This is a genomic window from Gordonia sp. ABKF26, assembly GCF_041103195.1.
GTDB classification, from domain to species: Bacteria; Actinomycetota; Actinomycetes; order Mycobacteriales; family Mycobacteriaceae; genus Gordonia; species Gordonia terrae.
Window position 1 is genome coordinate 1514134 of the sequence record NZ_JBGCVZ010000003.1, and the last position, 20600, is coordinate 1534733.

The window sequence follows — 20600 nt, forward strand, 5'->3', positions numbered from 1 at the left end:
TGGTGCGTTATGCTAGCGCTCATGACCACGACGAATCTCGCCGATCGTGCCGTCGACCTGGGTGAATGGGCGAAATCGACGCCGAACGCCACCACTGAGTTCGCGGCCGCGGTGCGGACGTGGCTCGACGAGAACCTGACGGGCGACTTCGCCGATCTGAAGGGTCGGGGCGGCCCCGGTAGCGAACACGAGTTCTTCGCCGAACGCCTTGAATGGGACCGTCACCTCGCCCGCGCCGGCTGGACCTGCATCGGCTGGCCGGTCGAGTACGGCGGTCGGGGAGCGACGCTCGAGCAGCGGATCATCTTCCACCGCGAATACGCCCGCGCGAACGCGCCCGCGCGGGTGAACCACCTGGGCGAGGAGTTGTTGGGTCCCACGCTCATCGCCTACGGCACCGACGAGCAGAAGCGGCGCCTGCTGCCCGGGATCGTCGATGTCACCGAACTGTGGTCGCAGGGCTACTCCGAGCCCGGCGCCGGATCGGATCTCGCGGGTGTGTCCACGTCCGCACGCCTCGACGAGTCGAACGGCTCGGGCAAGTGGATCATCAACGGCCAGAAGATCTGGACCTCGCTCGCGCATGTCGCGCAGTGGGTGTTCGTGATCGCGCGCACCGAGAAGGGATCGTCGCGACATGCCGGCCTGAGCTTCCTGCTGGTTCCGCTCGACCAGCCGGGCATCACCGTGCGTCCGATCCAACAGCTCACCGGCACTTCGGAATTCAATGAGGTGTTCTTCGACGACGCGGAGACCGAGGCCGATATGATCGTCGGCGAACCCGGCGACGGTTGGAAGGTCGCGATGGGACTGCTGCAGTTCGAACGCGGAGTGTCGACACTGGGCCAGCAGGTCGGATTCGCGCGCGAGCTGGGCAATCTCACCGACCTCGCCCGTGTCAACGGGGCGCTGGACGATCCGGAGATCGCATCGCGCCTCGCGCGCGCTGACATCGGACTGACCGTCATGCGGGCGCATGCCCAACGGACGCTCGACGGCGACGTGACTTCGCAAGCGGGCGCCGGGAGCGGAGCGAGCGGGCCCAATCCAGCGGGCGCGGCGTCGGTGTCGAAGTTGTTGTGGGCGAACTGGCATCGCGATCTCGGTGAGCTCGCGATGGACGTCGTCGGCGCACCCTCGCTGATCGGTCCGGCCGCGACCGCCGAGGGCAAGGCCAACGACATCACCGATCCGGAGAACGTCGAACTCGACGAATGGCAACGGCTCTACCTGTTCACCCGCGCCGACACGATCTACGGCGGATCGAACGAGGTGCAGCGCAACATCATCGCCGAGCGGGTGCTCGGCCTACCCCGAGAGGCACGTTGAGATGACCGGAGTCGATGTCAACGGGACCCGCGCGCCGGGCGGAGCGCTCTCGCCGCTCGCCACCCCGCCCGCCGAGATCGGCGGGCACGACCTGCTGCTGGGCAAGAAGGTCGTGGTGACCGCCGCCGCGGGAACGGGTATCGGCTTCGCGTCAGCCCGGCGCGCCCTGCTCGAGGGCGCGGATGTGCTCATCAGCGACTGGCACGAACGACGCCTCGGCGAGGCGGCCGAGAAGCTGGCCGCCGAGTTCCCCGACCGTACAGTCGCCCAGCGCACGTGCAATGTCCAGGTCACCGCCGAGGTCGATGCGCTGATCACCGATGCCGCAAGCGAACTCGGGCGCATCGATGTGCTGGTCAACAACGCCGGACTCGGTGGGGAGACCCCGGTCGCCGAGATGACCGACGAGGAATGGGACCGGGTCCTCGACATCACGCTCACCGGTACCTTCCGCGCCACCCGTGCTGCCCTGAGGTACTTCGGATCGGTCGACCACAACGGCGTCATCGTCAACAACGCGTCGGTGCTCGGGTGGCGGGCGCAGCGCGGCCAGGCGCACTACGCCGCTGCCAAGGCCGGGGTGATGGCCCTGACCCGGTGTTCGGCCCTCGAAGCCGCCGACGTCGGGGTACGCATCAACGCGATTGCGCCGTCGATCGCCAAACACCCGTTCCTCGCGAAGGTCACCAGCGACGACCTCCTCGACGAACTCGCCTCCCGCGAGGCCTACGGACGCGCCGCCGAGGTGTGGGAGGTCGCCGCAACCGTCGCGATGCTGGCCAGCGACTACACCACCTACCTCACCGGCGAGGTCGTCTCGATCTCCAGCCAACGCGCCTGACGCGCAACCGACTTCCACCGATCCAAGGAGCACCGACCATGACCACACCCCAGGCCTACATCGTCGACGCCGTCCGCACCCCGGTCGGCAAGCGCAACGGCTCGCTGGCCAAGACCCACCCCGCCGATCTCGGCGCCCACATCATCTCCGCCCTCGTCGAGCGCACCGGTATCGACCCGGCAGCCGTCGACGACGTGGTGTTCGGCTGCCTCGACACCATCGGGGGGCAGGCCGGCAACGTCGCGCGGACCGCCTGGCTCGCCGCGGGTCTCCCGCTCGAGGTGCCCGGCACCACCGTCGATCGTCAGTGTGGTTCCAGTCAGCAGGCCATCCACTTCGCCGCCCAGGGCGTCATGAGCGGCACCCAGGACATCGTGGTCGCCGGCGGCCTGCAGAACATGAGCGCGATCCCCATCTCCCAGGCCATGATCGCGGGCAAGGACTTCGGATTCACGACGCCCACAGCGGAATCCGCGGGCTGGCAGGAGCGCTTCGGGGATGCGCAGATCTCGCAGTTCCTCGGCGCGGACATGATGGCCAAGAAGTGGGACATCAGCCGCGAGGACATGGAGCGCTGGGCCCTGCAATCACACGAGCGTGCCCGGTCGGCGATCGCCGACGGCAAGTTCGACAAGGAGAACATCACGCTCGGCGACTGCGTCGTCGACGAATGCCCGCGCGAGACCTCGATGGAGAAGATGGCCGGCCTCCAGGTGCTCGCCGAGGGCTCACGCCTCACCGCCGCCGTCGCGTCGCAGATCGCCGACGGTTCCTCGGCGACCCTCGTCGTCTCCGAGCGCGCGCTGAAAGAACACAACCTCACCCCGCGCGCCCGCATTCACCACATGTCCGTGCGCGGCGACGACCCCGTGATGATGCTGTCCGCGCCCATCCCCGCCACCAAGTACGCGCTCGACAAGACCGGACTGTCCATCGACGACATCGACGTCGTCGAGATCAACGAGGCCTTCGCACCCGTAGTGCTCGCCTGGCTCAAGGAGACCGGCGCCGACCCCGCCAAGGTCAACCCCAACGGCGGCGCCATCGCCCTCGGCCACCCGCTCGGCGCCACCGGCGCCAAGCTGTTCGCCACCCTCCTCAACGAACTCGAGCGCACCGGCGGCCGCTACGGCCTGCAGACGATGTGCGAGGGCGGCGGGACCGCCAACGTCACGATCATCGAGCGGCTGGGCTGAGGTTCGGCGGTCAGCCGCGGGTGCGAGGGCGGCGGGACCGCCAACGTCACCATCATCGAGCGGCTGGGCTGAGGTTCGGCGGTCAGCCGCGGGTGCGAGGGCGGCGGGACCGCCAACGTCACCATCATCGAGCGGCTGGGCTGAGGTTCGGCGGTCAGCCGCGGGTGCGAAGGCGGCGGGACCGCCAACGTCACCATCATCGAGCGGCTCGGCTGAGCGTTCACCCCCTCGACGTTTCGGTCTCGGGGTCGTAGCATTCTGACAACAGGCGTGCCCACATGTAGGTGTGACCTGGCGCATACTATTGTGTGGGACAGGCGGACCGTTTCGTTCCAACGCCGCACATGGGTGCAGCTCGACCTAGCTGAGGGGATCTCGATGACCAAGCCTGCTGAACACACCGGCACCGACGCGATTTCGACGCGTGGCGTCTCGTCGGAGGCGCACACGCTGACCGAACTGGTCGAGATCCAGCGCGCGGCGTTCCTGCGCGACGGGATTCCCGACGCCGACACCCGCATCGACCGCATCACGCGGCTGGCGGCCCTGTTGCTCGACAACGCCGACGAGATCGCCGCAGCGCTGGCAGAGGACTTCGGCTCCCGCCCGCGCGAGCTGTCGCTGGCCGCCGACGTCGCCGGCTGCATGATCGACCTCGCGCATCAGCGCCGCGGCGTCAAGGACTGGATGGCCGAGTCCAAGGTCGCCAAGGTGCAGGGCCTGCTCGGGTACAAGCAGAGCATCCGCCACGACCCGCTCGGCGTCGTCGCCATCATGGGGCCGTGGAACTTCCCGCTGCAGCTGACGATCGTGCCCGCGGGCTCGGCCTTCGCGGCCGGCAACCGGGTCATCCTGCGTCCGTCGTCGGTGACCGCGAAGACCACCGACGTGATCGCCAAGCATGCCCCGAACTACTTCTCGATCGAGGAGCTGGCGGTCGCCACCTCCAAGCACGGTTCGGGTTCGGACTTCGCGAAGCTCAAGGTCGACCACATGTTCTTCACCGGCTCGCCCGGGGTGGGTGCCTCGGTGGCCCAGGAGGCCGCGAAGAACCTGATCCCGGTCACTCTCGAACTCGGTGGCAAAAACCCGGCCGTCGTCGACATCGACGCCGACATCGACAAGGCCGCGACGATGCTCGCCGATGCCCGCATGGTCAACGGCGGCCAGGTGTGCCTGTGCCCGGACTACGTCTTCGTCCCCGAGGCCAAGCTCGGTGAGTTCACCGACAAGGTCGTCGCGCGCTGGACCAAGAACTTCCCGACGATCATCGACAACGATCAGTTCACCTCGACGATCAACCAGAAGAACTACGAGCGCATCCTCGGGCTCATCGACGACGCCGAGCAGCTCGGCGCCACCAAGCGGCAGGTGATCCCCGGTGGCGAGCCGCTGCCGGATGCCGAGCGCCGCAAGATCCCGCCGACGCTGCTCACCGGCGTCAAGGCGGGCATGAAGATCGAGGAGGACGAGGTCTTCGGTCCGGTGCTGACCGTGTACCCCTACCGCGATCTGTCCGAGGTCATCAGCCAGATCAGCTCGCACCCGCATCCGCTGACCATGTACTGGTGCGGTGAGCAGAACGAGCGTTTCCAGAAGCTCGCCGACAACACCCGCAGCGGCTCGATCAACGGCAACGACTTCGCCATCCACCTGTTCAGCGGCGAACTGCCGTTCGCCGGTGTCGGCAACAGCGGCATGGGCGGTTACCACGGCCGCACCGGCTTCGAGACGTTCAGCCATGCCAGGGCCGTCGCGTTCTCGACGCTGCCGGTCAGCGTCGCCGAGATGATGTCGCCGCCGTTCCTGCCCAAGGACACCAAGCTGACCAACAATCAGCTCAAGCTGTGGAAGTTCTTCAACAACCGCGCGATGAAGAAGGTGCGCAAGCGCCTCGGCGCGTAGCATCGGTCGCTTGGCCGGGATCGTCGTCCGACGGTCCCGGCCAAGCGCTTGCTAGGGTGAGCGCAGACTCTCTCAGGAGGATGCGCTTGTCACCACGAGGCCAGACCAGGATCGACGCGAACGGCCGGACCGCTGCGAGTACGGCCGACGCTCCGGCGCGTTCGTCACGTCGGGACGAGCTGCTGGCGACGGCCGGGCAGATGTTCGCCGAGCAGGGCCTGCGGTCGACCACCGTCCGAGACATCGCCGATGCGGCCGGCATCTTGTCCGGCAGCCTGTATCACCACTTCGACTCCAAGGAGTCGATGGTCGACGAGATCCTGCGTGGCTTCCTCGACGATCTGTTCGCCCGCTACCGGGAGATCGCGGCGTCGAGCAAGTCGGCGACCGAGACGTTGCGCGGTCTCGTCATCGCGTCGTTCGAGTCCATCGACGCCGAACGCAATGCGGTCGCGATCTACCAGGACGAGGCGAAGCGACTTTCGAGTCAGGAACGCTTCGCCTATATCTCCGAGCTGAACGTCGAGTTCCGCCGGCTGTGGCAGTCGGTGCTGCAACGCGGCGTCGAGAACGGGGAGTTCCGCGCCGATCTCGACGTCGAACTGGTCTACCGGTTCATGCGCGACACCGTGTGGGTTGCCGTGCGGTGGTACCGGCCCGGCGGCTCGATGTCGGTCGATTCGATCGCCGACCAGTACCTGTCGGTTGTCCTCGACGGCATCCTGCCGCGCTGACCACGCACGTCGAAGTTAGGGTAGCTTTCCTTTCCCAGCGTCCGGCCGTTATTGTGCGCATATGACAATTGGCGGAACCGATGTGGCCGCGCCTGCACCAGTGTCCGACGTCGACGCCGGACCCGACGATCCGAAAGCGGCGCGCGCCCAGGCCCGATCCGAGTCCAAGGCGAAAGCCGCTGCCCTCGCCGACATCCTGGCCCCGGTGAAGAAGCGCACGCTCCTCGCCCAGTTCGTCCAGGTCTTCGCCTCCGCGGCAACGGTGGTGCCGTTCATCGGGATCGTCGAACTCGGACGCATCCTGCTCGAACCCGGGCCGGTCGATTCGGGTCGCGTGTGGTTGGTCGTGTGGCTGGTCGTCGCGGGACTCGGCGCACGCGCGGCCTTCAGCTTCCTCGCGCTCGCGATCACCCACTTCGCCGATCTCGACCTCCAGGCACAACTTCGAATCCGCATCGCGGACAAGCTCGGTCGGCTCCCGCTGGGCTGGTTCAGCCGCACCAGCTCCGGTGCGGTCCGCAAGTCCGTGCAGAACGACGTCGCAGATCTGCACTACCTGGTCGCCCATGCGACGGTCGAAGCCACGGCCGCGATGCTCTCGCCGATCTTCGCGCTCGTCTACTGCTTCTACCTGGATTGGCGACTCGGGCTCCTGGCCGTCGCCACCGTGCCGCTGTATGCCCTGACCTACTCCTACATGGCTCGCGACCTCACGACCGAGATGGAGAAGATGGACAAGGGTGTGGCGCGGATCAGCGCCACCATCGTCGAGTTCATCTCGGGTGTCGCCGTGGTGAAGACGTTCGGGCAGACGGGCAAGGCCCACCGGCGTTTCGTCGATGCCGCCGACGAGTTCAACGACGACTTCGCCGGCTACATGGGGCCGATGCTGCGCGTCCAGGCGGTCACCACCGTCCTGATCAGCGCGCCCTTGATCCTGCTGGTCAACCTCGGGGTCGGGTACTGGTTCGTCGACAACGGGTGGGTCCAGCCCATCGAACTCGTCGGCTCGACGCTGATCGCGATGGTGCTGCCCACTGCGCTGCTCACCGTGTCCACCGCGGTCCACACCCGTCAGCAGGCTTCGGCCGCGGCGCTGCGTATCGCCGCGCTGCTCGCCGAGCCCGAACTCGACGTCCCGGACAACCCGCAGGTGCCCGCCGGACACGACGTGCGGATCGAGAACGTGCACTTCACCTACCCGCCGCGTCTCGGCGTGCCGTCCGGGGTGAAGGCGCTCGACGACGTCAGCGTCGAACTGGCCGAAGGCACCGTGACCGCGCTCGTCGGGCCGTCCGGAAGCGGGAAGTCGACGCTCGCGACACTGTTGCCCCGCTTCGGCGATCCCGATTCCGGCGCGGTCCGCATCGGTGGGGTGGACGTGCGGGACATCGCCGCCACCGAGCTCTACCGCCATGTCGGTTTCGTGCTGCAGGACGTGCAGCTGTTGACGATGTCGGTGCGCGACAACATTCGGCTCGGCCGTCCGGACGCGAGCGACGTGCAGGTCTACGATGCCGCCCGTGCCGCGCAGATCCACGACCGCATCCTGGAGCTACCCGACGGCTACGACACCGTGGTCGGCGATGGCGTACACTTCTCCGGCGGTGAGGCGCAACGCGTCTCGATCGCGCGGGCACTGCTCGCCGACACGCCGATCCTCGTCCTCGACGAGGCGACCGCCTTCGCCGATCCAGAGTCGGAGGCGCAGATCCAGCAGGCCATCGGCACCCTGATGGTCGGGCGAACCGTGCTCGTCATCGCCCACCGGCTCGGCTCGATCACGCACGCGGACAACATCGTCGTCCTCGATCGGGGCCGGGTCGTCGAACAGGGCCGGCAGGACGAATTGGTCGCCCGCGGCGGGCTGTATGCGTCGATGTGGGCCGCCTACGAGGCCGGGACCACCCGACAGGACGAGGAGATCGCGCGCGGCGCGGTCGCGAGCAGCGAGGTGGCACGATGATCCGCGGTTTCTACACGATCCTGGGTTCGGAACGTGCCCGCATGGTCGTCTTCCTGACCTGGGTGGTCGTCTACGGCATCGCGCAGGGGTTGGCGATGCTCACCCTGGTCCCGATCGTCGAACACCTGCTGACCGGCGATCTGTCCGCCGCTGCACAGTGGTTGTGGCCGTTGGCCGTGCTCGTCGTCATCTGCGCGGTCAGCGCGTACGTCCAGTCGCTCAAGGGCATGACGATGGCCCTCTACGCGATGCGCATGCTGCATCACCGCCTCGGCGACCACATGGTGACGCTGCCGCTCGGCTGGTTCACCCGCGACCGGGTCGGCGACGTCTCCCAGATCGCGGTCAAGGGAACGATGTTCGTCGGCAGCACCGGGGCGCACTACATCACCCCGGTCGTGGTCAACACGGTCAGCTCCGTGGTGGTCGTCATCGGCATCTGCTTCTTCGACTGGCGCATCGGTCTTCTCATGGTCGTCGGGACACTGCTCCTGATGTACGTCGGCAAGCTGTCGAGCTCGTTCCTCGCGAAGTCCGAGGGGCGCAAGCGTGCCGAGGCCGTCAAGGTCAACAACCGGGTGCTGGAGTTCGCCCGCTGCCAGGCGGTGCTGCGCGCCTTCGGTGATTCGGACTCCGCGCACAAGCCGCTCGCCGACGCGCTCGGCCGGCAAGCCCGCGTGGGCAAGTCGATGCTCTGGCGCTCGATCCTCGGCATCCTGCTGAACGGGTTGTCGGTGCAGGTTGTCTTCAGTGCCGTGCTCGCCCTCGGCGCGTGGCTGGCCGTGGCGGGTCACATCGAACCGGCGCTGCTGATCGCGGTCTTCGGGCTCGCGGCGCGCTTCTTCGGGCCGATCGGCGAACTCGCCGAACTGGGTTCGACGCTGCGCATGTCCACCGACGAGATCAATCGCATCACCGGTGTGCTCGACACCGACCGGATGCCCGCGCCCGAGCGGCCGACGCCGATCACCGAGCCGGGTGCCGTCGAACTCGACGGTGTGGCATTCGGATACGAGACCGGCGCGCAGGTCCTGCGCGACGTGTCGCTTCGGGCTCGTCCGGGCACGATGACGGCGCTCGTCGGTCCCTCCGGATCGGGAAAGTCGACCATCTTCCGCCTCATCGCCCGGTTCTACGACGTCGACGGCGGCGTCGTGAAGGTCGGTGGCGTCGACGTGCGGGAGCAGGAGACCGGTGCGCTCATGGGCCAGCTGTCCCAGGTGTTCCAGGACGTCTACCTCTTCGACGACACGTTGTGGGAGAACATCAAACTGGGCCGCCCCGATGCTTCCGACGACGAGACTCGCGCCGCGGCCGAGACAGCGGGCGTCACCTCGATCGTCGACCGGCTGCCCGATGGCTGGCACACAGTCGTCGGCGAGGGCGGTTCGGCGCTGTCCGGCGGTGAGCGGCAACGGGTCTCGATCGCCCGCGCGTTGCTCAAGGACGCCCCGATCGTGCTCTTCGACGAGGCGACCAGTGCTCTCGATCCCGAGAACGAATCGCACGTCGCCGAGTCGATCCGCCGCCTCGCCGACCAGAGCACGGTGCTGGTCATCGCGCACAAGCTCTCGACCGTGATCGCCGCCGACCAGATCGTCGTCCTCGACGATAAGGGCGGTGTCGACGCCATCGGCACCCACGACGAACTGCTCACCCGGGGCGGGCGTTACACCGAGTTCTGGAACCAGCGCACCGCTGCTGCCGGCTGGACGCTGACGCCGTCGGCGTAGGCGCGCCCCTTCAGGCAGTGCAAATGGGTCAGACTGTCCTCACTTCAGGGCCGATCGCCCCGGCCCTACCGAGATCTCGTAGCGAAAGTGCGCACTCTGCAACCCATCTTCTCGCTACGAGATCCCGGCCGGCCGGGCCTGTTTCCACTGTGGAGTTGTCAAAGGTCGTGTGGCATCGGGGTCGACGCCGGAGGGTCTGGTGCGCGGGCCGTCTAGACGAGTGCGTCGTCGAGTCGCATGGTGCGTCGGTTGTAGGCGGGGCGGGGCAGGCGTCGGGGGTCGACGTCGACCGGCGGGATCAGCCACGGGTGCCGGTCGGGACCCATCACCACCTGCCAGCCGTGGTGATGCACCTGGGTGTGACAGCGCTGGCAGAGTAGGCAGCCGTTGTCCAGATCGGTGGGGCCGCCGTCAGCCCATGGCACCAGATGATGCACCTGCGTATGTGCCGCGGGGGCACCACATTTCACGCAACACATGTCGCGCACGATGATCGCTTGGCGCAGGTGATGCGGGAACAGCCGCTTGGTGGTACCCATCCGCAACGGCACGCCTTCGCTGTCGAGGACGATCTCGGCGACCGCGCCGTCACACGACAACCGGCGGGCTGTCGATGCCGTGACCGCGCCGACCCACGGCATCCGCGCCGGGTCCACCCCATCAGCAGGGATGGTGACCAGTAGTTGGGTACGGGGCGCTCCGGCGGTGGTCATCGCCGCCCCGATCGCCGCCTGATCGAGCAGTAACTCCAGACCGTCCGCCCGACGCTCGCCGACACTGCGTCGATCGTCGGTGCCGTCGGGTTCGGGTCGCGGACCGGATCGTTCGTCGATCATCGTCAGGAACTTCTCTCCGATCACCGCCGTCACATCGCCGGTGATGGCGACTCTGCCCTCGTCGGTCACCCGAGCGTGCACGGTGTTCAGTGATGCGTCATCAGCTGCCGAAACCGTGCCGGGATCGGCCTCGGCGACACGCATGGCGATGCCGCGGGCGAGGGTGTCGATTTCGGCGGGTGTGGCACCGGAGAACGCCTGGGTGAGCAACTCGGTCTCGAACAGCTGCCGGTCGTCGTCGGAAAGCGTTGATGTGGAACACCTGTCGATGGAGGCGATACCGCGGACGACCGCGTCGACGCACTCGACGGCGAGGTATCCGTCGGCTGCGCAGTCGGCGACCTTTGGCAACGACGCCAGGCCGGCGGCGATCCGCACCCCGCGGTGGGCGACCGCCGGTGGCATGCCCATCTCGATCAGCCACGACCGTGTCGTCGATCCTGCGCGTGCCGCTGCAGCCGAGGCCTCCACAAGAGCTATGTGGACAGCGATCTGGTGATCGAGCACGTTTCGCAGCACCCGTAGTTCGTCGAGTCGGTCGAGCACCGCGCGACCGGTGCCGTCGTCGGGTGGTGGAGTCAGACCGATGAGGGTGTCGCGGAGCTCGGTGATCGAGGGCATGACACCAAGGTACTCGCCAAAGCGTTCGACGACGAGATTTGTTTCACAACCCAGGAGTCGACGAAAATTACTGCACTGCAGTGGATGTCACTCACGTCCCAGCGGTGAACCGTGGTAAACTGTGGTGAACTGAAACCCCACCAGTCACAAGGGGGCCGGCCGAGTCAGGGAGCAGTGAACGAGACGCCGCGCGCCGACCACCGGCCCTCCTGGTGCGCGATCTCGATGGGGTAGTCGAAGCACTCGGTCACCAACTCGGTGGTCAGGATCTCGTCGACGGGGCCGGCGGCGAGGATCCGACCTCCGGTCACCAGCACGGCATGCGTGGTCGTCTCGGGCAGTTCCTCGAGGTGGTGGGTGACGAGCACGGTCGCGAGGTCCGGGTGCGTGCGGTGCAACCGGTCGACGGTCTGCAGAAGTCGCTCGCGCGCGGCCACATCGAGGCCGGTCGACGGCTCGTCGAGCAGCAGGAGCCGCGGGTCGGACAGCAGCGCGCGGGCGATCAGCGTCCGGCCGCGTTCGCCCTGTGACAGGTTGGTCCACGGCGCCGACGCGAGCGCGCTCAGGCCGAGCATCTCGATCAGCTCGTCGGCGCGGGCGAGTGTCTCCGGTGCGGGTTTCCGGTGGTCCATCAACTCGGTCGTGCCGGTCGCACCGGTCAGCACCACCTCGCGGATGGACAGCGGTGATCGCAGCGGATGCCGCGGGTTCACGTGGCCGATGGACTCGCGCAGTTGTCGTATCTCGACGCGCCCCAGCTGATGTCCGAGGACATGGACCGTTCCGGACGTCGGATGTTGTTCGGCGCCACACAGGCTCAGGATCGTCGATTTGCCCGCACCGTTCGGGCCGATGAGCGCCCATCGCTCGCCGGCCCGGATGGTGAGGTCGATGTCGGTGAGGATCGCGCGGGACTGCCGCACGAAACCGACCGAATCCAGGCGCAGGACATCCGGGGTAGACACGCTTGCGAACCTACCGGACCCTTCGTGACGGCCCTCCGCAAGCTCCGGGCCTCCTCAGGGGCGGGGGTGGCGGTCCTCCGCAAGCTCCGGGCCTCCTCAGGGGGCGGGGGTGGCGCCCTCCGCAAGCTCCGCCTTAACCCAACGATCCGAGTGTCTTCAACCGTTCGTGCGCCTGGGTCATGATCGACTGGACCAGCTCGTCACAGCTCGGCAGGTCGTCGATCATCCCGACCACCTGGCCGGAGGCGAGTACCCCGGCGCGGGTGTCGCCCTCGACGAGGCCGGCCTTGAGCAGCATCGGGGTGTTGCCGGCCATGATGACCTGTTGCCACGTGCGTTCGCCCGACTTCTTCATCGTGCGACCGTCTTTGAGCATCGTCGTCCAGCGCATGCCGGTCATCTGTTTGAACTCGTTGGCGTTGCGCGCCGCGGCGACGAGCGCCTTGACCGGGCTTCCGCTTTCGAGCGCCTCCACCAGCGGGGTACGCAAGACGCGATGCGGCATGCCGTCGACCTTCACCGACACGACGGTGTCGCCGAGTCCGCGACCGAGGTACTCCTGTTTGACCGAGTCGGGCACGGCACTGTCGGAGGTGAGCAGAAAGCGCGTGCCCATCGCGACGCCCTGGGCGCCATAGGCCAGCGCCGCGGCGAGCCCGCGGCCGTCGAAGAAGCCGCCGGCGGCGACCACCGGCATGTCGATGCCTTTCGCCGACAACGCATCCAGCACCGACGGCAAGAGCAGCGTCGTCGCGACGGGTCCGGTGTGGCCGCCACCTTCGCCGCCCTGCACGATCACCGCGTCGGCACCCCACGAAGCGACTTTCACGGCGTGCTTGGCCGCACCGATCGACGGGATGACGACGATCCCGTTGTCCTTCAGCTTGGCGATGAGTTCCGGTTTGGGTGCCAGCGCGAAGGACGCGACCTTCACACGCTCGCGGATCAGCAGGTCGATCCGCTCCGGGGCGTCGGTCGCGTCGGCGCGCATGTTCACGCCGAACGGCTTGTCGGTCAGCGTCTTCGTCTTCGCGATCGCGGTCTCGAGTTCGGCGAAGGTCATCGTCGCCGACGCCAGGATTCCCAGCCCGCCGGCGTTCGACGTCGCCGAGGTCAACGACGGCCCGGACACCCAGCCCATCCCGGTCTGCACGATCGGGTACTCGATGCCCACGAGTTCGGTGAACGCAGTCGACAATCCGGCTGCACGTGCCGGGCTCGGATGCGCGGCGGTGGGTTCGCTCATCGGACTTCCTTGTTGCGGATGCCCTTCGGATCGAGGACGTCCCGGATCAGGCCGAGCTCCTCTGCCGTCGGCCTGCGCGTTTCCGGTGCATCGGCGAGTCCGTCGATCTCGAAGCCGGTGTTCTCGGCGACCTCGTCGGCCGTGACTCCCGGATGCAGCGAGAGGGCCCGCATCGTGTGGCCCGCACCGCCGAAGTCGAAGACGCCGAGGTTGGTGACGACGCGGTGGATGTTCAGATCGTCGAAGGCGGGGTTCTCCGGATCGACCTTGTCGAAGCCGACGCCCGACACGATGTCGACGGACTCGCCGAAGACGCGTGCCGTGTGCCGCGGCACCCAGTAGCTCGTCGGGTGGTTGATGGTGTTGCCGGGAGCTCCACGCACACCGAACATCTGGCGTGTCGGGTGCTGCAGCGGTCCGAAGGCCGACAGATTCTGATTGCCGTGACGGTCGATCTGGTTGGCGCCCATGACCACATGACGACGCCCCGACGCGACGACGTCGAAGACCTTGCGGAACGGCATCCACCCCTCGATGGGTCCGGTCTTCCCGATCGGCGGGGTGTCGGCCAGGATCAGCGCCTCACCGTCGGTGATCAGCAGATCGGGTTCGGTGGTGAGGCGTGCCAGGCGGGCACCGAGCAGGGGAGTGGGCGCCATCGGCGATGCCATGATCTCGCCTGCCCCGGAGAAGATCTCGGCGCAGGAGATGACGCAGTACTCGGCGCGCGTGACGTCCGTGGACGTCTGGGTCTCGGCGGTGCTCACTGCTCGTTCTCCTTCTGCTCGGCCTGCCACGCGGTGACCTCGCGCTGGTAGGTCTCCTCGTCGACCTGGAGGAACCGGCGGGAGAACGTATCCCAGGTCTCGGGTTCCTTGGCCGAGGCCACATAGAACTGCTGGAACTTCTCGTCCCGGCCGTACTCGCCTGTGCCATTGGGCCCGCTCGCTCCGCTCCCGGCGCCCGTCAAAGTGAAATGGGCCCCGTTCGGTGCGTGGACAACCCGGTCGACGTTCATCCGATTGAGCAGAAGACGCTGATGCGGAACCGTTTTGACCAGTACCTCCGTGGAGACGATCTGATCTGTTTCGAGGTAGCGACGCTCGGCGGCCGCGCAGTAGAGATCGTCGAAGTACGGGTCGACCCCGGTGTACGCGGCGTTGCCGTGGGCGTCGGCCAGATCCAGGTGGACGAAGGCGGCGTCGAGTTTCAGTGCCGGCATCGCCACCAGGGTCTGGGTGCGGCCGTCGGCGTCGGGATAGGGCGAGGTGACGGTCTTCAGCTCACCCTCCCAGAAATTGAGGACGTCGGAGCCCAGGCCGGCGCGGATGGGCAGGAACGGCACGCGCGCGGCGGCTGCTTCCAGCCCGCATTTCACCATTCCCTCGTCCATCTCGCGCACCTCGATCTCGCCGTTGGTGCGGGCCTTGGCGAACCACGGGTCGTAGAACGGCGCCGAGTCGAGCGAGACGAAGCCGTAGTACGCGCGGCGTACCTTGCGTGCGGCGCACAACAACCCGAGGTCGGGCCCGCCGTAGGTGACCACGGTAAGGTCCTTGACGTCGGAGCGGGCGAGCGCGCGCACGAGCGCCATCGGCTTACGGCGCGAACCCCATCCGCCGATGCCGATGGTCATCCCGTCGCGCAGCTCGGCGATGACGTCGTCGAAAGTGCTTGTCTTGTCGGTGGGCATCAGGCACGTCCTCCATCCGAAGCCGAATTCGCGGTGAGTGGCTTGCCGGTCGAGACGAACGCGTCGCGGTGCTCGTCGGCGACGCCGGCCAGGTTCAACTCGAAGGTGTAACCCTGCTCGAGGCGGTAACTCGCCTTGACGTCGATCGGGTCGATGTTGTTGATCGCTTCCTTCGCTGCGCGGATCACCCGAGTGTCCTTGGCGGCGATGGCCTCCGCGATCTCGAGGGCCGCGTCGAGCAGCTCCTCGCGCGGCACGACCCGGTACACCGACCCGAAATGCTCGAGTTGCTGGGCGGTGACGTTCTTGGCGGTGAAGTACAGGGTCCGCATCATGTGCTGGGGCACGAGTCGTGCGAGATGCGTTGCCGCGCCGAGGGCTCCGCGGTCGACCTCGGGCAGTCCGAAGACGGCGTCGTCGGAGGCCACGATGACGTCGGCGTTCCCGACGAGTCCGATGCCGCCGCCCACGCAGAATCCGTTCACGGCGACGACGACGGGGACCGCGCAGTCGTAGACCGCGCTGAACGCGGCGGCGCATCCGCGGTTGGCGCCGATCAGGGCGTCGAAGCCGTCGGTCGCCTGCATCTCCTTGATGTCGACGCCGGCATTGAAGCCGCGCCCCTCTGCTCGCAGGACCACCACATGCGTGGTCGGGTCCGCTCCGGCGGCGGTGATGGCGTCGCCGAGTTCGAACCACGCGGCCGATGGCAGCGCGTTGACCGGCGGATAGTCGACGGTGACCGTCACGATCCCGGAATCGGAACGTGTCGTGGTGATCGGCACGCGGGCTCCTCTCATGGGGCGATTCGGACAGCCCGGAGGACTGCGGAAGCGCACCAAGCAAGTGCTTGGTTGTTTGGTAGGGTAGCACCCATGCAGACGCAGTCACAGGTCGAGCTGGGCCTGGTCGGAAAGGTCGTGCTGGTCACCGGCGGGGCGCGTGGGGTGGGTGCCGGGATCACCCGCGTGCTGGGCGCGCTCGGCGCTCGACCGGTGATCTGCGGCCGTAACGCCGACAACCTCGCCGACGACCTCCGTGAGGTCGACTTCGTGTCCTGCGACGTCCGCGACGCGGATGCGGTCGAGGCGATGATGGACGAGATCATCGGGCGCGCCGGACGTATCGACGGCGTCGTGAACAACGCAGGCGGATCACCGTTCGCACTGGCCGCCGACGCGTCGGTCCGATTCGCCAGCAAGATCGTCGATCTCAACCTGCTCGCTCCGCTGGCCGTGGCCCGCGCGGCCAACGCCGTGATGCAGACGCAGCCCGACGGCGGTGCGATCGTGAACATCTCCAGCGTGAGCGGCCACCGGCCGTCACCCGGGACCTCGGCCTACGGGGCGGCGAAGGCCGGGCTCGACAACCTGATGAGCTCGCTGGCCGTCGAGTGGGCGCCGCGGGTGCGGGTGAACTCGGTGATCGCCGGTCCGGTCGTCACCGAGCAGTCGCACCTGCACTACGGCGACGACGCCGGCGTCGCGGCGGTGGGTGCGACCATCCCGATGGGCCGCATGGCCACGCCCGCCGACGTGGGCAATGCGGTCGCGTTCCTGCTGTCACCGCTCGCCGGTTACATCAGCGGATCGACGCTGACCGTGCACGGGGGCGGCGAGAAACCGGCATTCCTCGACGCCGCGACCGCCGGTAACGCAGTCTGAGACCCGGCGCGGATCGGGTCCGAGAGCAGTTCGGAAAGGAAACAGTGTGACCAGCACAATGAATGAGGGTCGAGTCGTCATCGTGACCGGTGCCGGCCAGGGCATCGGACGTGCCCACGCCCTCGCGTTCGCCGCCGACGGCGCGAAGGTCGTGGTCAACGATTACGCCGAGGATCCGGCGAGCGAGGTGGTCGACGAGATCGTCGCCGCGGGCGGGCAGGCCGTCGCATCGGTGGGTGATGTCGCGGACTGGGATGCGGGAGCGGCCATGGTCGAGACCGCGCTCTCCACCTTCGGGCGCCTCGACATCCTGGTCAACAATGCGGGTTTCGTCCGCGACCGGATGCTGGTCTCGTTGTCGGAGGACGAATGGGATGCGGTCGTCCGGGTGCACCTCAAAGGGCACTTCGTCGGACTGCGGCACGCGGCCGCGCACTGGCGCGCGCAGGCCAAGGCCGGCGACGTTCCGCAGGCACGCATCATCAACACGAGTTCCGGTGCGGGCCTGTACGGTTCGGTGGGCCAGGGTAACTACGTCGCGGCGAAGGCCGGCATCGCGGCCCTGACGATCCAGGCAGCGGCCGAACTGGGGTCGTATGGTGTCACCGTGAACGCGATCGCTCCGGCCGCCCGCACCCAGATGACCATGGGCGCCGGTGAGGCAATGGCCGCTCAGATGGCCGCGCCCGCCGACGGCTCCTTCGACTCGATGGATCCGGCAAATGTGTCGCCGCTCGTGGTCTGGCTCGGTTCGCCCGCAGCGGGCTCGGTGACCGGCCGGGTGTTCGAGGTCGAGGGCGGCAAGATCTCGGTCACCGATGGCTGGCAGCGAAGCGTCGAGCGGGACAAGGGGTCTCGCTGGGAGGCTGGTGAGCTCGGCCCGGTGATCGAGGAGATCCTGGCGAAGGCGCCGGTGCCGATGCCGGTGTACGGCGCGCGATGACGTCACCCGCCGATTCGTCGGGCGACCGGATCGCAGCGGCCAGGGCCTATGTCGATGCCCTGGTCAGTCACGATCCGTCTGCGGTCGCGCTGCACCCGGACTGCACCCGGGTGGAGTTCGGCGTCAAGACCGGACGCAACGGCGGCCACATCACCCGTAGCCTCGCCCGCGGTCCGCAATTCCGCCTCATCCATCGGGTCTCGGACTTCACCGCAACGGTCGACGGTCACAGCGTGACCACGCGCTACGTCGTGCACGTCCGACCCAAGGCGCTACGACTGGGGGCGACGGTGTCGGAGACCTTCGTGATCGACGAGGACAACCGGATCCGTGCGATCGTCGCCCACTTCGGACTCCCGCGGCCCCAACGCGCCTGACCGCCGGGCACTTTCGCACGCAACGAACACCCACCGCCCCGCGTGGCGGTGGGTGTTCGGCTGGTATGGATGTGAGTCAGGCGCCCGGCGCGCGGACGACCATCGGCACGCCCGGGAAGTAGGCGGCCATCTCCGAACGCGACTTGCGCAGCGCGGCGGTGCCGTACCCCGACTTGCGGAACTGGGGATGGATCCAGATGCGCAGGTCGATCTCGCCGTCCTTCAGCTCGCCGAATACGAAGCCCACCTTCGATTCGCCCTCGACGGCCACCAGCCAGACGGCTTCCTCGGCGTCGACCCGGTCGGTGGCGGCGCTGATCTCGGCCGCGACATCTCCGGCGGGAGCACCGGAACCGTCTCCGGCGGTGCCGATCTCGTTGGTCCGCGCCGAGAACAGTTCCGCGTCGGCGGACGGGTCGAACGGACGGAGGTCGAGCGTGTCACCGCTGCTCGCCGGCCGCTCGGCCAGCGTGAAGGTGAGGGAACTGTTCAGGTCGTCGAGCTCGGCCTGGTTCTTGCGACGGTCGTCCTTGGTGAGCTGGTCGAGCTTCATGTCCAGAATGGCCTCGGCGCCGAGCCGGGACTTCCCGAGCAGCTCGACGATTGCGGCGACGGCCTGGTCGTGATTCTCGGCGTCGACGATGGCATCGAGGACCTCATGGCGACGTTCGAGAGCGGTCAGCAGGGCGTCGGCGATGTCTCGTCGGGTGGTGGCGAGGTCGAGATCAGTCATGCCTCGATCCTAGGTCACCGTCGGTCACCATGTGGTGGACATCCGGTGCGCGCATCGGATGCCGGACCTCGCCCTCGAGGCGCAAATGTAGAACAGGTTCTATTGGCTGGATGGTCTGTTTTGGTGGAGATTCTTCCCTCTGGCTGTAACACGTCCTAGTCTGGTGCTCATGACGAACGAGGGTACGACGACACCACCGGCCGACTTCGATCACCTGCGCGGGGGCACGCACATGGGCGACCTGATGGTCGCGGCGTTGCGGCGGCACGCCGACCGCACCGTGCTGTCCCTCGGGGACACCGAGATGACCGGCGGCGAGATGGCCGCGTCGATCAGCCGGTACATCCAGGCCTTCGAGGGATTGGGGGCCGGCACCGGAACCGCGGTCGGCCTGCTCGCGCTGAATCGTCCGGAGGTGCTGTTCGTGATCGGCGCCGGGCAGACCCAGGGATGGCGTCGTACCGCGCTGCATCCGCTGGGGTCGCTCGACGACCACGCCTACGTGCTGTCCGACGCCGGTGTGTCGACCCTGATCATCGATCCGGTCCCCATGTTCGTCGAACGGGCGGCGGCGCTGCTCGAACGAGTGCCCGGCCTCAAGCAGGTGCTGACACTCGGGCCGGTACCCGAGCAACTGGCCGCCCACGCGCGCGACGTGATCGCCGAGGCCGAGAACTTCGACCCCAAGCCTCTTGCGGCGGCACATCTCTCGCCCGACCACGTTGTCTCGATCACCTACACGGGTGGGACGACGGGCAAACCCAAGGGTGTCATCGGCACCGCCCGGGCCATGTCGACGATGACGCAGATCCAGCTCGCGGAATGGGAGTGGCCGGAACACCCGCGGTTCCTGCTCTGCACCCCGCTGTCGCATGCGGGTGCGGCGTTCTTCGTGCCGACCCTCATGAAGGGCGGATCGATGGTGGTGCTGTCCAAGTTCGACCCGGCGGAGGTGCTGCGCACGATCGAGGAGCAGAAGATCACCGCGACGATGCTGGTGCCGTCGATGCTGTACGCGCTGATGGACCACCCGGACTCGAAGACGCGCGACCTGTCGTCGCTGGAGACCGTGTATTACGGTGCGTCGCCGATCAATCCGGTACGTCTCGCCGAGGCCATCGAGCGTTTCGGGCCGATCTTCGCGCAGTACTACGGCCAGTCCGAGGCCCCGATGGTCATCAGCTATCTGGCCAAGGGCGATCATCCGGGTCCCGGCGAGGACCAGCGTCGGCTGAGCAGCTGCGGACGACCGTCGGCCTTCCTGCGCACCGCCCTCCTCGGCCCCGACGACAAGCCCGTCCCGCAGGGTGAGCCCGGCGAGATCTGTGTCGCCGGACCGCTTCTCGCGGGTGGCTACCTCGGTCTCCCGGAGCAGACCGCGGATACCTTCCGTGACGGCTGGCTGCGCACCGGTGACGTCGCTCGCGAGGACGAGGACGGCTTCTGGTTCATCGTCGACCGCACCAAGGACATGATCGTCACCGGCGGGTTCAACGTGTTCCCGCGCGAGGTCGAGGATGTCGTCGCCGAGCACCCGGCCGTCGGGCAGGTCGGCGTCATCGGTGTCCCGGACGAGAAGTGGGGGGAGGCGGTCACCGCGATCGTCGTGCTCCGCAGTGATGCCGACACCGACGATGCGGCGAAAGGCCGCATCACGACCGAGATCCAGCAGTCCGTCAAAGACCGCAAGGGCGCGGTGCAGTCGCCCAAGCAGGTGATCTTCGCCGACGCACTGCCGTTGACCGCACTCGGCAAACCCGACAAGAAGGCGCTGCGGTCCCAGTACTGGGCCACCTCCGACCGCGGAGTCGGGTAGGT

General features: G+C 67.6%; 18 protein-coding genes. 11 read left to right on the forward strand and 7 right to left on the reverse strand.

Going from position 1 to position 20600, the window contains the following annotated elements:
- Nucleotides 1-21: 21 nt before the first annotated feature.
- From AB4Z55_RS07435 to AB4Z55_RS07465, 7 genes are all read left to right on the forward strand, one after another.
- Nucleotides 22-1329, forward strand: coding sequence for an acyl-CoA dehydrogenase family protein (locus AB4Z55_RS07435; protein ID WP_354560941.1), 1308 nt, complete (start codon nt 22-24; stop codon nt 1327-1329).
- Between the two features lies 1 nt (nt 1330).
- Complete coding sequence (locus tag AB4Z55_RS07440) at nt 1331-2170, forward strand: SDR family oxidoreductase (RefSeq protein ID WP_354560939.1); 840 nt, start codon at nt 1331-1333, stop codon at nt 2168-2170.
- A gap of 38 nt (nt 2171-2208) precedes the next feature.
- Nucleotides 2209-3366, forward strand: coding sequence for an acetyl-CoA C-acetyltransferase (locus AB4Z55_RS07445; protein WP_354560937.1), 1158 nt, complete (start codon nt 2209-2211; stop codon nt 3364-3366).
- A gap of 378 nt (nt 3367-3744) precedes the next feature.
- Nucleotides 3745-5271, forward strand: a complete 1527-nt coding sequence (locus AB4Z55_RS07450; RefSeq protein ID WP_004020831.1) for an aldehyde dehydrogenase family protein — start codon at nt 3745-3747, stop codon at nt 5269-5271.
- A gap of 86 nt (nt 5272-5357) precedes the next feature.
- The gene (locus AB4Z55_RS07455; protein WP_004020832.1) at nt 5358-6005 is read left to right on the forward strand and encodes a TetR/AcrR family transcriptional regulator; all 648 of its coding nucleotides are present in this window, start codon (nt 5358-5360) and stop codon (nt 6003-6005) included.
- A 61-nt stretch (nt 6006-6066) separates the two neighbouring features.
- Nucleotides 6067-7971 carry an ABC transporter ATP-binding protein gene (locus AB4Z55_RS07460; protein ID WP_354560936.1) on the forward strand — a complete coding sequence of 635 codons (1905 nt, stop codon included), beginning with the start codon at nt 6067-6069 and terminating at the stop codon, nt 7969-7971.
- Nucleotides 7968-9704, forward strand: coding sequence for an ABC transporter ATP-binding protein (locus AB4Z55_RS07465; protein WP_354560934.1), 1737 nt, complete (start codon nt 7968-7970; stop codon nt 9702-9704). Before AB4Z55_RS07460 ends, AB4Z55_RS07465 begins: the two co-directional genes overlap by 4 nt.
- A 212-nt stretch (nt 9705-9916) precedes the next feature.
- On the opposite strand, the gene AB4Z55_RS07470 is transcribed toward AB4Z55_RS07465, so the two are convergent.
- From AB4Z55_RS07470 to echA20, 6 genes are all read right to left on the reverse strand, one after another.
- Nucleotides 9917-11161, reverse strand: coding sequence for a DUF222 domain-containing protein (locus AB4Z55_RS07470; protein ID WP_354560932.1), 1245 nt, complete (start codon nt 11159-11161; stop codon nt 9917-9919).
- A gap of 164 nt (nt 11162-11325) precedes the next feature.
- Complete coding sequence (locus AB4Z55_RS07475; RefSeq protein ID WP_354560931.1) at nt 11326-12126, reverse strand: ATP-binding cassette domain-containing protein; 801 nt, start codon at nt 12124-12126, stop codon at nt 11326-11328.
- A 133-nt stretch (nt 12127-12259) separates the two neighbouring features.
- On the reverse strand, nt 12260-13372 hold the full coding sequence (locus AB4Z55_RS07480) for a nitronate monooxygenase (RefSeq protein ID WP_354560929.1): 1113 nt from the start codon (nt 13370-13372) through the stop codon (nt 12260-12262).
- Nucleotides 13369-14139 carry a CoA-transferase subunit beta gene (locus AB4Z55_RS07485; RefSeq protein ID WP_064569760.1) on the reverse strand — a complete coding sequence of 257 codons (771 nt, stop codon included), beginning with the start codon at nt 14137-14139 and terminating at the stop codon, nt 13369-13371. The genes AB4Z55_RS07480 and AB4Z55_RS07485 overlap by 4 nt, the downstream gene beginning before the upstream one ends.
- Complete coding sequence (locus tag AB4Z55_RS07490; RefSeq protein ID WP_354560927.1) at nt 14136-15065, reverse strand: CoA-transferase; 930 nt, start codon at nt 15063-15065, stop codon at nt 14136-14138. The genes AB4Z55_RS07485 and AB4Z55_RS07490 overlap by 4 nt, the downstream gene beginning before the upstream one ends.
- The gene (gene echA20 / locus AB4Z55_RS07495; protein WP_101819834.1) at nt 15065-15850 is read right to left on the reverse strand and encodes a (7aS)-7a-methyl-1,5-dioxo-2,3,5,6,7,7a-hexahydro-1H-indene-carboxyl-CoA hydrolase; all 786 of its coding nucleotides are present in this window, start codon (nt 15848-15850) and stop codon (nt 15065-15067) included. Before echA20 ends, AB4Z55_RS07490 begins: the two co-directional genes overlap by 1 nt.
- Before the next feature lie 90 nt (nt 15851-15940).
- Here echA20 and AB4Z55_RS07500 point away from each other — a divergent pair, with 90 nt between their 5' ends.
- The 3 genes from AB4Z55_RS07500 to AB4Z55_RS07510 are packed head-to-tail and all read left to right on the forward strand — an operon-like array spanning nt 15941 to nt 18049.
- Nucleotides 15941-16729 carry an SDR family oxidoreductase gene (locus tag AB4Z55_RS07500; RefSeq protein WP_369519478.1) on the forward strand — a complete coding sequence of 263 codons (789 nt, stop codon included), beginning with the start codon at nt 15941-15943 and terminating at the stop codon, nt 16727-16729.
- 46 nt (nt 16730-16775) lie between these two features.
- On the forward strand, nt 16776-17672 hold the full coding sequence (locus AB4Z55_RS07505; RefSeq protein ID WP_354560923.1) for an SDR family oxidoreductase: 897 nt from the start codon (nt 16776-16778) through the stop codon (nt 17670-17672).
- Complete coding sequence (locus AB4Z55_RS07510) at nt 17669-18049, forward strand: hypothetical protein (RefSeq protein ID WP_004020842.1); 381 nt, start codon at nt 17669-17671, stop codon at nt 18047-18049. The genes AB4Z55_RS07505 and AB4Z55_RS07510 overlap by 4 nt, the downstream gene beginning before the upstream one ends.
- A 76-nt stretch (nt 18050-18125) precedes the next feature.
- Here AB4Z55_RS07510 and AB4Z55_RS07515 read toward each other — a convergent pair whose 3' ends face one another.
- Nucleotides 18126-18782 (reverse strand): GNAT family N-acetyltransferase, encoded by a 657-nt coding sequence (locus AB4Z55_RS07515; RefSeq protein ID WP_004020843.1) that lies wholly within the window; start codon nt 18780-18782, stop codon nt 18126-18128.
- A 169-nt stretch (nt 18783-18951) separates the two neighbouring features.
- Between AB4Z55_RS07515 and fadD8 the strand changes: the two genes are divergently transcribed.
- Entirely contained in the window at nt 18952-20598 is a 1647-nt protein-coding gene (fadD8, locus tag AB4Z55_RS07520) for a fatty-acid--CoA ligase FadD8 (RefSeq protein ID WP_033205101.1), read from the forward strand.
- The last annotated feature ends 2 nt before the right edge of the window (nt 20599-20600 follow it).